Origin of the sequence: Kordiimonas sp. (assembly GCF_048264555.1) — a bacterium.
Taxonomy (GTDB): domain Bacteria; phylum Pseudomonadota; class Alphaproteobacteria; order Sphingomonadales; family Kordiimonadaceae; genus Kordiimonas.
In genome coordinates, this window is the sequence record NZ_JBLXCX010000001.1 from 712,220 (window position 1) to 722,774 (window position 10,555).

The window sequence follows — 10,555 nt, forward strand, 5'->3', positions numbered from 1 at the left end:
TGTGCCGGAAGGACAAGCTGTTATGGGCGTGAGCCCCTGGTATAGTGTGAAAGACGGCACCAACGGTGGTTCCCTGATTTGGCTCCATGGTTGGGGTATGGAACACTCGTCCCTGTCCCGCCTTGCGTCACTTTTCAAGGCCAGCCACAGCAACACACTCTATGATCAGCCAGGGTTTGGCAAAACACCACGCCTTGAAGATGGCGCTGGCACGGAACAATATGCCGATGTTCTCGCCGCCCAGCTGGAGGCAATGCCTGGCAGTCCTCATATTATTATCGGCCACAGCTTTGGCGGTCGTGTTGCCGTGCAAATGGCGGCGCGCCACCCTGGTCTCGTGAAGGCGATCGTCTTGATTGGTGGTGCAGGGCTCAGGCGTCGGCGCTCACTCGCGTTCAAAATAAAAGCTTTCTGCCTCAAGCTTATTGGTCGTGCCGCACAACTTTTAGATAAGGTGCTCGGCACATCGTTTCGCGCCGCATATGTTGAGCGTTTCGGCAGCGCCGACTATAAAAACGCTGGAGCGCTCAGGCCAACCTTCGTGCGGGTGGTTAACGAAGACCTGACCTTACCAGCCAAAGCATCACGCTGCCCGGCCCTCCTGATATATGGGTCTGATGATACCGAAGCGCCGCCCGAGATCGGCAGACGCTTTGAAAACCTGATGCCTATCGCTCGTTTTGTGGAAGTGCAGGGTTTTGACCACTGGGATATCCTGAGCCGCGGCGCCTATCAATGTGAGGCCCTGATCCGCACCTTCTTTGAGGATCTCAAGGATGAGTGAGCTAGTGTACGCTTTCATGCCTGTGATTATTTTTGCACCACTCGCCCTGTGGTTCGCGCTGGAGCGCGGAAAAACACTGATGATGATCTTCCAACAGGAAGAATATGACGACGTGCGTTTCATCAACTGGTTCAAGGACAACAAGGCGTATGACCGCCGCGCTAGCCTTTGGCTTATATCGGCCATTCTGGTAGGCGCCATTTCCCATACCTCGCTGACAGGTGAGGTGGGCTCAGCACTCACCTATGCCGCTTTCCTGGTTTGGCCTTTGATCGCGCTCGCTTTCGTTCATGGTGCCTTGCTGTCGCGCATCGCGCGCAAATCGTCCAAAAAGCCACTGGTGATGACGGCGCGGGTCAAACGCATCAATCTGGTTTATCTGGCGCTTACTGCTGGTGTGCTGGCTCTTATTACCCTTGCCTCATATCTGGCGCCCAAGGGGGCACATTATGCTGTTCAGATCGATATGGACGGTATTGGTTTTGTCAGCCTTCACTATAATTGGCAGCTTATCTTCGCGGCCGTCATGCTGCTTGTTTTTGTACAGCTCGCCCCTGTCCTCATGGTTGTTGCAAACAAGCTTCTTGAACCGGCGGAAGAGCGCGTGAAAGCGGGTTTCCGCGCGGAAGCCATTGAGAAATTCGCGAAGCTGCAACCCAAGGTGATTGCAATCACCGGCTCGTTTGGCAAAACCTCAACCAAACATATCCTCAATCATATCCTTGAAGCCGCCGCCCCCACACTCGCCACCCCAGGCAGCGTGAATACGGATATGGGTATCACCCGCGTGATCCGTGAGCAGCTGGACGAAAAACACCAGTTCTTCATCGTGGAGATGGGGGCCTATGGCCCGGGCTCAATCGCGCGGCTATGCAGGCTTACGCCGCCGGATGTCGGTTTGATCACGGCCGTCGGCGCCGCACACTATGAGCGCTTCAAAACGCTGGAGACCGTGGCCCGGGCAAAATTTGAGCTCGCAGAAGCCGTTTTTGAAAAGCAGGGTGAAGTGGTCGTCAACAAGGATGGCATCGCTCCTGAGCTGTTAACCGAACGAATGACTGCGGTGCCCGGCACCTACCGTGTTGTGGGGACAGAGGCCGAGGTTGCCATCTCAGACTACCGCCTGACAGCAGACGGTATTGAAGTAACCGTTCAGGATGCTGGCGAGAAACACACTCTCAAGGCCCCTCTTTTTGGGCGGCACCAAGCTGGAAACATCGCCCTCGCAGCCGTAAGCGCCCACGCGCTTGGCCTCCCGTGGGCTGCGATCAAAGGGGCGCTTGCGTCCATGCCGCAAATTCGCCACCGGCTTGAGGTCGCCAAAACCCCGGGCGGCGCAACCATTGTGAACGACGCCTATAACTCCAACCCCGTGGGATTTGAGGCCGCCCTTGAATGTCTGGACGTTCTGAAAGGTGAAAAAGGGCGCCGCATCCTCGTGACACCGGGCATGGTTGAGCTTGGGGACAAACACGATGAAGAGCATGCATCGCTTGGCCGACTGGCCGCTCAGCACTGCGATATCATTCTCGTGGTCACGCCAGAGCGTATCCCAACCTTCCTAGAGGGTATATCAGCGGGCAACAATGGCAACACCACGGTGATGACCTTCAGCAAACAAGCCGATGCTGAGGCATGGGTAAACAGCCACTGGCAAGCAGGTGATGTCATCCTGTTTGAAAACAACCTGCCAGATCTTTATGAAGCGGTTATCCGCTTCTAGCCTTTAGTTGTTTTTGGCCGGGCCGTCTTCGACCTGAAGGTCGAGCTTCTCAAGGTTGGCGCGCGCCGCCTCTGCCTCGGGCCCGCCCTGATACGCCAGAAGAAGCTTCAACCACGCCGCACGTGCCTCGTCCGGTTTGCCTTCTGCATGGCGCAAATTGCCAAGCTCAAGAAGGCCTGCTGCGCTATCAGGGTAGCTCTTGAAATAGGCGGTCAGCGCCTCATCGGCCCGCTCATATTTCCCAACGCCCCGGGCCGCAGATGCAATTAAAACCAGGATGTCCGTACGGTTACTATCGAGCTGCAACACAGTTTCCAGATCCTGAAGCGCAAGCTCATAGTCTTGGTCCGCGGCAGCAATGCGCGCGCGGTCCACCATCAATTCACGCCCCTGCGGGCTATCATGCGGAATAAGCGCGAGCGCAACCTCTACCGCATCTTCCGCACGCACGATCTCGTCTGCCAAAAGCCAAGCGTTTGCTGCCTGCCCGTACATATCCGCAAGTAGTCCTGCGTTAGCAACAAGCCGCCTGCCGCCACGCACCGGCATTTCCCGGCCAACACGCATATCATCCGCCAACTTCATCATGCGGGCAGCGGCCTCTGCATACTCCTTGAGATGAAAGAGCGCGAGCGCCTCACAGTGGCGGGCGGGCACACCGCCCTCTTCCGCCTGCCAGGCAAGTGCTATGTTGATGGCCTTGTCCGGCACACGTTCCGCCAGTGTTACACATGCACCGTACCGCTCCTCATCACCCGTTTGCGCGGATGAGGGGGCGTTCGTGAACACAGCGCTAGAAAGCGCGGCCAAAATCAGTATGGTGTTGCTTTGTTTCATGCGCGCAAAGTGCGCAAAAGCCGTGGCAATTTCAAGGCAGTTTCCAGCGATGACCATACCCAAACCGCATCTTTTTGTTTTTGGCCCCGGTTATAGCGCGTCGCCCGTCATGGCACGTGCCCTTGAGAATGGCTGGAACGTGAGCGCCAGCTACCGGGATGATGCCAAAGCCAATGCCCTGAACGCCAAAGGCATCACCGCCGTTCCCCTTGATAAAGCGGCACTTCAGGGAGCTCTTGCGACCTGCACGCACATGCTCACAAGTGTTGCGCCGGGCCCGGATGGTGACCCTGTGCTGCCGATTATCGCTCAACAAGCTGAGCGCCTGCATGCGCTGCGCTGGGTCGGGTATCTTTCGTCCACCAATGTTTATGGCAATCATGACGGTGGCTGGGTTGATGAAAAAACACCCGCGACACCGAGCCTTGAGAGAGGAAAACGCCGTATTGAAGCAGAGTTGTCCTGGCACGACTTTTGTGGAGAATCAGACAGTACCCTTCATATCTTTCGCCTTGCCGGCATATATGGCCCGGGGCGCAACGCAGTGAGGACCGTTCTGGACGGCCGGGCAAAAAGGATATTCAAGGAAGGCCAGCTCTTCAGCCGAATTCATGTGTCAGACATTGAGGAATGTGTTTGGCAGGCGATGAACTCGGGCCTCACAAGCCGCATTTTCAACCTCGCGGATGACGCGCCCGCTCCGCCGCAGGATATCATTGAAAAAGCGGCGCTTGCACTCGGGAAACCCGTACCGGCGCTTATTCCGCTTGATGAAGCCAACTTGAGCCCGATGGCGCGCAGTTTTTATGAGGAAAGCAAACGCGTGAAAAATGACCGGGTCAAGAAAGACCTGTCTCTATCGCTGAAGTATCCGAGCTTTGATAGTGCGCTCAACGACCTGATAGCCCATGAAACGAGCGCGCAGCCCTAGGCCATCGCGTCAATCTGTTCATAGGTCATATTGCCGGGAATAAGGAATAGCGGGCACGGCAGGTTTGTTGCCAGATCATGCGTGAAATAGTCGATCAACGGCCCCGGCCCCCCTTCAGAGCCAACACCAAGCACCAATCCAAATACATCTTTTTTCTCTTCGATGTATTTGCGAATTTCCTCTTTGGGTTCTCCTTCGAGGATCACTGTCTCTGGTGTCACACCGCAGTAGGCATGCAGCCGCTCAGCCATATCACGCAGTAGTTCTGTCGCTTCCTCATGCGCTTCTTCGCGCATGCGGTCGGCCACGGCCATCCAATGCTGGAATTCACCCGGACGAATGCAGTGGAAAAGAATAAGGCCGCCGCCCGTTATGTGCGCGGCGCGCGCGGCGGCAAACCGGATCGCCACCGTGGATTCCGGCGACCCATCAACAACAACAAGAAGCTTGCGCCAACGTTTGGCGACGGGCCGTATCGGCCCATGGATCTCTTCAGCCACTGTAATTGTGTCTCCCATCATGCCCCTAGAGTGACAGTAGTGCCCGTCGCTGACAAGTTATTTGAGCAGGATATTACTAACCTCGCGAAGCTGGGTCCGCGCCCTCAGCAGATAAAACCCTTGCATGGATAAATGGTTGGCAATCACACCGTCCCGCGCCCCATTGCTGACCACAAGAGGGTCAAGCGTGGCCGCGGCCCGAAGTGATTTCAGAAGCTCTCCATAAAGCGAAGATAGCTCCCGGTCCTCGATCACCTTGGCAAAATCTACCCGAAGCGCCTGTAAGATCACCGTATAGGCATATACTTGGCCCTTAACCTGGTAAAACAGGTCATCCGCGCCAAAATCAGGGATAATACCGCCGGATTGTTCACCGATATAAGTCTCAAGCGCCGCGGATGAAGCACCAAGGTCAAGCGCGATACGATCAAGCGTCGCCTGAAGGTTGTCAGAGCGGCGCTCATACACAGCGGTGCCAGCGGCCAAGCGCGCGTTATAGCTTTCGAGCTGCTTTATCGCTTGCCTGTAGTAAGCGTCAGACGGTGTTGTCGGCAGGATAGAGGTACCAAAATCTATCACCCAGCGGTCTGGCTCTTTCGAAAGGTTGCCCGCAGCTTGCTCAAGGTCCGGGTCCACCGCGCTTGAGCCACGCGTACGGCCTATCTGGTCTCTAAGCTCAAAAGTGAACCGGGAGAGGGCGGCGACAATGCCCTTCTGGAAGTTCGGTGTGTTATCGAGCCACCACCCGGGCTGCACAGCCGGGTCGTTTGGTGTCCAGCCGTGGTCAACAGTTTCCCGCTTCACCAGAAAGGCGATATCCGCCACAACTTCAGATGCGCCAGCCGGTGCGGTTGTCGGGAAATCGAGATTATCATCCACCCGGTGCACAATAGGCATGCCGATAAGGATATAGAGGAAAAACGCGACGGGAAACGCTACTGCAACCTTGCGCCAGGTGCTACCGGATACGGTCACCACCCAACCAGTGAACAGCCGCCAAAGCCTTGTCAGGCCACGACCTATCATGGCAAAGAAAGCCGCAACTTTTTCTTTGATCCATAACCATAGTTCGCCCGCCATAACCTGCTCCCATCCTCAACCGGATTCTTTTATCACCACTAATGTCGTGATTATTTGCACGCAAAACAAGAGCGTTGATATATTCATTCATGAACCATTAATGCAAAACCCGTCACCTTCTGGCAGGGCTACAGGGCAAAACTGGCAGGCATATGCTGATACAAAAACATCTCATCATTGGAAGTGCCCTTCTCGGCAGCTCCATCAGCGCAGCCGCTCAGGACGCAGAGACGGAAGAGCGCACTGAGGCGGCAAAGGAAGATATGCGCTGCATCAGCACCCGCAATATTCAGTCATATGAAGTGCAGTCTGACGAAGTGGTGCGCTTTAAAATGCAGGGTACCGACGATATTCTCGTGCGGCTCAAGCGCAGCTGCCCGCAACTGCATTATCACGGGTATATCTCGTACCAGCCCGTGAACGGCCAACTGTGTGCACGAATTGATGATCTTGTCAGCCGGGCTGGCACGCCGTGCCGTATCGACAGTTTCAGCAAAATACCACACGGCAGCGCCCGCCCTTAGGAAACCGTTATAATCTCAAATTTTGCCGCCACTCCGCGCTTGCGTGCAGATGCAATCGCGCTTATTCAATCCGCATGGCAGAGAGAATAATTTTTAAATTGATGCGCCCTGAAGAGTGGCAACAAACGGCAGGAGAGGCCCACTTCAAAGGTTCCGCTGATGATCTGCGTGACGGCTTTATTCATTTCTCCGCCGGGCATCAGGTGATCGCGACCGCAGAGAAATATTTCCAAGACAGCGAGACGCTTCACGTACTGGCGATCGATACGGCAAAACTTCCTGAGGGTCGCCTTAAGTGGGAAACTTCCAGGGACAACGCGCTTTTCCCGCACCTTTATGCTCCGATGCCGCTTGATGCTATTGCCCGCCACGAGGTTGTCACACACGACAATGGCTGTTGGCGCCACCTCAGCAATATAGAGGGAATTGTGTAACATGGATTTTTTCCCGCTTGTCAGGCCATTTGTGCATGCCCTTGACCCGGAGCGAGCGCATAATCTCACCATCCGCGCCCTGCGCATGGGGCTAAGCACTCAAATTGGTGCACCCAAAGATGACCCTGTGCTGGCGACATCCTTGTTTGGCCTGTCGTTTCCAAACCCCATCGGCATCGCGGCAGGGTTCGATAAAAACGCTGAAGCCATCACCGGCGCTCACAAGATGGGTTTTGGTTTTGCAGAAGCGGGCACCGTTACCCCCAAACCTCAAGCGGGCAACGATAAACCCCGGCTGTTTCGCCTGAGCGAAGACAAGGCCGTGATCAACCGCTTCGGTTTTAACAATAAGGGCCTTGAATATTTTGCATCGCAACTGAACGCCCTGCCAAAGGCCCGTGGCGTCTTCGGTGCCAACGTTGGTGCGAACAAGGATAGTGACGACCGCACAGCCGATTATGTTACAGGCATAGAGCGCCTGTACGGCTTGAGCGATTATTTCACGGTGAATATTTCGAGCCCGAACACGCCAGGCCTCAGGGCACTGCAGTCAAAAGACGCCTTGATGGAGCTGATCACCAAAGTGCTTGAAGCGCGCGCAGCGAAAATTGCTGAAGGGCACGCTTATGTGCCCATATTGGTCAAGATCGCACCCGACCTGCAGAACGCCGACGTCCGCGACATAGCCGACATTGCGCTCACGAGCCAAATAGACGGCCTGATTGTCAGCAATACGACCATTGCACGGCCAGAGACACTGAGGAACAAACACCGCCATGAGGCAGGTGGCCTTTCGGGCGCGCCGCTTATGGGGCCGTCCACCGATGTGCTTCGGGCCATATACCAAGCGACCGAAGGCAAGGTTCCGCTTGTTGGTGTTGGAGGTGTAACGTCCGGCGCTGATGCTTTCACAAAAATCAAAGCCGGTGCATCGCTGGTGCAGCTATATAGCGCCCTTGTATATGGTGGGCCCGCCCTTGTGACCCAGATCAAAACCGAGCTGGCATCGCTATTGAAGGCTGATGGTTATGCGTCCGTTGCGGACGCTGTGGGCGCGGACCACCGCTAGGCGATCAAATCAATCCGCACCGGCTGCACGGGGCTTGCGCTGCCCGATGCCCCGATTAAGGACACTGGCTGTGATGACGGTGAATTCACAGGCGCGCTTGCCACACCAGCCGGCTGGCTCCGGTTGGGTGCGGCATCCTCATCAGTTTCGCCAGACTGTGTAGTCTCAGCACGGCGTTGTTCCTGAAGCTGCGCTTCGGCTTCCCTGATCGCGGCTTCAGCCGCTGAGGCAACAGACCTGTCCTGACCCGAAGGCCGCGCGGGCGCGAGGGCAGCGCGGCGCACCACCTCCATCTTTGTGATCGTGGCTTCGGGGTTATCCGGCACGGCGCGGGTGTCGATTGAGACATGCCCCCCAACGGCGTATTGAATGCCGTCCGGGCCTGTCACATATTCAAAGCTTGGTGATCCGGTATAGCCTTGCCCCGCAGCGGTATGAGCGGTCTCATGGGCCCGCACCTCGCGGTCTCGCGCTTTTAACTGACTGATACGCGCCAAGTCTTCGTCAGAATATTGTGTGGATAACTCAGGTGTCTCTTCAAGCTGAACGGGCTCGCCCCTCGAGGGAATGCGACCCTCGTTTACCTGAATTGCCACCGCTGACGTACCACCGAGGTTTTGGCTGTTACCGCCCCGCGATGTTTCCGCCCGGCCTTCCCCAGGCGGTGTGTCGCCTTTAGCGGAAGCACGCCTTCTCGGCCCTGACACCAACTCTTCTTTGAGGTCAGGCAGCTTGGGTTTTAAATTTTCCGGCACATCAGGGCGCTTGATCTCAGGGGGGGGCGGCCCGATGGACGGCAAAATCGCTGTGCTGGTCATGCGTGTATTTTAGCACGAAGCCCATGTTTTTGCCTACTGGAGAAAACAAGCAGCCAAGGCGCCCTGTTTTGCCCCCTATCGCACCCGTGATCTATTGAGGTTTCTGGTCGTCAGCGCCCGCAGGCTGTTCGTCATCTTCCACCCAGTCTTCCGGTGGCGGAGGTGGCATATCGGGCCCGCCGGGGCCGCCCTCAAACCCTTCGCCACGTGGTTCACCAGGCGGCGGATCCATCCTGTCATCACCTCGGCGCTTCATACGCCACGCTTTCCGTCTCTGGTATATGTCACGACCAAGCTTCTGGCGGGTTTCATAGTCAAGGTCCGCAACGATATCGAGCAGGATACCGCGTATGGGGCCATGCAGAGAGCGGGTTTTTGTCTCCAGCTCATCAAGAGCATTCGATAGTGCTGTTTTATCGACAGTTTCAGCCATCAGGATGAAACGCACGCGCTCTTCAAGGCGCCTCACCTCCCGAAAGTTGTCGCGCAAATCCTTGCGGTGATCTGATATCAACGCCCGCAGTTCTTCGCGCTGCTCGTCAGGCAAATAGCCCGCCAGTTTGCGCATGCTGAAGATATCTTTGCTGTAGGGAGGTTTACCCTTGTGATGCCGCTCAGGCGCAAGTTCCTTGCCAAGAAGATAGCCGCCCACAAAGAGGTTTGCCGCCACTGAGACCGCTAGCGCACCGTGTATCCATTTCACTTTAAAGGCCATGGTCTATTCTTCCTCCAGAAACAGCTGCGCATTGCTCGCAAAAAGCCCGTCGCTCAGATCCACGCTTTCGGTGTCCACCGTTGCGGATTGCAAGCCGATCATCAGCCCAACCCCAAGCACTGCCAGATACACCGCCGCCTGAGATGCCACCGCCACCGGCGAGAACCGTTTGCCGTCGCCAAAGAAAACGCGCGAGACAGCGTCAAACCAGCCAGTTTTCACACTATACTCAGCTGGGATATCCTTAAGGGAAGCCAGAAAGTCGCTAGACGCACTCGGCACAGACGGCGTTTGTGCCAAAATAGCGTCAAGCGCCGCTTCAGCCCCTTCAAACGCCTGTCCGTCTGCTGATAGCAGGAACGCCTCAGCCGCCAGCCTCTCAGCGTCTGGCCAGTTGGACAAATCCCTGCCAAACCTTAAACGGCACAGTTCATAGTCTTCTATCGTCATGGGCTTTTTCATCTTTGCCCTCCTATCCCAAAGCTTCAAACAGTTGCTGTTTTTCAGCGATCAGTATTTCCCTGAGCTTGCCACGTGCCCGCACCAGCAGCGATTCATAAGCCTTCAGGTTCAATTTCATAACATCCGCGGCTTCCGCATTCGAAAGCCCATCAAAATAACTCAGCGTTATCGCCATTCTTTGCCTGCCGGACAATGTCTCAAGCGCCCGCGCGACGCTTGCGTTCCCGTCCGCCTGGATCATGTCATGCTCAACCGAAGGGCTATCGTCCGGCTGGTCATACTCTTCGGGCAGCGCTTCCGGTTTTTTACGCCGCTTTTCATCAAGGCAGCGGTTAACCACAACCCGGTGGAACCATGTGGTGAAACGCGCTTTATCGGCGTCAAACTTGCGCGCATGGGTCCAAAGTTTCACAAAGGCTTCCTGCACAAGGTCTTCCGCGAGCGCAATATCCCCGAGATACCGAAACGCGAGGGCGCGGTACCGCAGAGCATGCCGGTCCACCAACATGCCAAACGCCGTTCGGTCTGCGTTCGCTACCCTTAAGACAAGGGTCTCGTCCGATATTGCATCGCTATCAGAGCCCAATTTAGAGCCTTTTTTGTCATGTCTCGTTCAACAACCTGACGATGATACGGCACCAGCCCTGCCTACCCTTCGCGGCATTTGCCCAAATTTAT

13 protein-coding genes are annotated in these 10,555 nt (G+C 56.1%); 6 read left to right on the forward strand and 7 right to left on the reverse strand.

Going from position 1 to position 10,555, the window contains the following annotated elements; genetic code table 11:
- Position 1 precedes the first annotated feature (1 nt).
- Positions 2-784, forward strand: a complete 783-nt coding sequence (locus tag ACN0XZ_RS03400) for an alpha/beta fold hydrolase (RefSeq protein WP_417456305.1) — start codon at positions 2-4, stop codon at positions 782-784.
- Positions 777-2,507, forward strand: a complete 1,731-nt coding sequence (locus ACN0XZ_RS03405; RefSeq protein ID WP_417456306.1) for a UDP-N-acetylmuramoyl-tripeptide--D-alanyl-D-alanine ligase — start codon at positions 777-779, stop codon at positions 2,505-2,507. The genes ACN0XZ_RS03400 and ACN0XZ_RS03405 overlap by 8 nt, the downstream gene beginning before the upstream one ends.
- A 3-nt stretch (positions 2,508-2,510) precedes the next feature.
- Here ACN0XZ_RS03405 and ACN0XZ_RS03410 read toward each other — a convergent pair whose 3' ends face one another.
- On the reverse strand, positions 2,511-3,401 hold the full coding sequence (locus ACN0XZ_RS03410; RefSeq protein ID WP_417456307.1) for a tetratricopeptide repeat protein: 891 nt from the start codon (positions 3,399-3,401) through the stop codon (positions 2,511-2,513).
- On the opposite strand from ACN0XZ_RS03410, the gene ACN0XZ_RS03415 reads away from it, so the two are divergent.
- On the forward strand, positions 3,394-4,275 hold the full coding sequence (locus tag ACN0XZ_RS03415) for an SDR family oxidoreductase (protein WP_417456308.1): 882 nt from the start codon (positions 3,394-3,396) through the stop codon (positions 4,273-4,275). The genes ACN0XZ_RS03410 and ACN0XZ_RS03415 overlap by 8 nt on opposite strands.
- On the opposite strand, the gene ACN0XZ_RS03420 is transcribed toward ACN0XZ_RS03415, so the two are convergent.
- Complete coding sequence (locus ACN0XZ_RS03420; protein WP_417456309.1) at positions 4,272-4,775, reverse strand: universal stress protein; 504 nt, start codon at positions 4,773-4,775, stop codon at positions 4,272-4,274. The two genes, ACN0XZ_RS03415 and ACN0XZ_RS03420, sit on opposite strands and share 4 nt — an antisense overlap.
- A gap of 57 nt (positions 4,776-4,832) precedes the next feature.
- Positions 4,833-5,855, reverse strand: a complete 1,023-nt coding sequence (locus ACN0XZ_RS03425; protein ID WP_417456310.1) for a DUF2333 family protein — start codon at positions 5,853-5,855, stop codon at positions 4,833-4,835.
- Positions 5,856-6,007: 152 nt separating this feature from the next.
- On the opposite strand from ACN0XZ_RS03425, the gene ACN0XZ_RS03430 reads away from it, so the two are divergent.
- The 3 genes from ACN0XZ_RS03430 to ACN0XZ_RS03440 all read left to right on the forward strand — a co-directional run bounded on the left by ACN0XZ_RS03430 (position 6,008) and on the right by ACN0XZ_RS03440 (position 7,882).
- The gene (locus ACN0XZ_RS03430; protein ID WP_417456311.1) at positions 6,008-6,379 is read left to right on the forward strand and encodes a DUF6491 family protein; all 372 of its coding nucleotides are present in this window, start codon (positions 6,008-6,010) and stop codon (positions 6,377-6,379) included.
- 101 nt (positions 6,380-6,480) lie between these two features.
- Positions 6,481-6,813, forward strand: coding sequence for a DUF952 domain-containing protein (locus ACN0XZ_RS03435; RefSeq protein ID WP_417456646.1), 333 nt, complete (start codon positions 6,481-6,483; stop codon positions 6,811-6,813).
- 1 nt (position 6,814) lies between these two features.
- Positions 6,815-7,882 carry a quinone-dependent dihydroorotate dehydrogenase gene (locus tag ACN0XZ_RS03440; RefSeq protein WP_417456312.1) on the forward strand — a complete coding sequence of 356 codons (1,068 nt, stop codon included), beginning with the start codon at positions 6,815-6,817 and terminating at the stop codon, positions 7,880-7,882.
- Here the strand turns inward: ACN0XZ_RS03440 and ACN0XZ_RS03445 are convergent.
- The 4 genes from ACN0XZ_RS03445 to ACN0XZ_RS03460 all read right to left on the reverse strand — a co-directional run bounded on the left by ACN0XZ_RS03445 (position 7,879) and on the right by ACN0XZ_RS03460 (position 10,463).
- Positions 7,879-8,700, reverse strand: coding sequence for a putative metalloprotease CJM1_0395 family protein (locus ACN0XZ_RS03445; RefSeq protein WP_417456313.1), 822 nt, complete (start codon positions 8,698-8,700; stop codon positions 7,879-7,881). The two genes, ACN0XZ_RS03440 and ACN0XZ_RS03445, sit on opposite strands and share 4 nt — an antisense overlap.
- Before the next feature lie 91 nt (positions 8,701-8,791).
- Positions 8,792-9,415, reverse strand: coding sequence for a periplasmic heavy metal sensor (locus tag ACN0XZ_RS03450; RefSeq protein ID WP_417456314.1), 624 nt, complete (start codon positions 9,413-9,415; stop codon positions 8,792-8,794).
- Positions 9,416-9,418: 3 nt separating this feature from the next.
- The gene (locus ACN0XZ_RS03455) at positions 9,419-9,877 is read right to left on the reverse strand and encodes a hypothetical protein (RefSeq protein WP_417456315.1); all 459 of its coding nucleotides are present in this window, start codon (positions 9,875-9,877) and stop codon (positions 9,419-9,421) included.
- A 10-nt stretch (positions 9,878-9,887) separates the two neighbouring features.
- Positions 9,888-10,463, reverse strand: coding sequence for a sigma-70 family RNA polymerase sigma factor (locus tag ACN0XZ_RS03460; protein WP_417456316.1), 576 nt, complete (start codon positions 10,461-10,463; stop codon positions 9,888-9,890).
- Positions 10,464-10,555 lie beyond the last annotated feature (92 nt).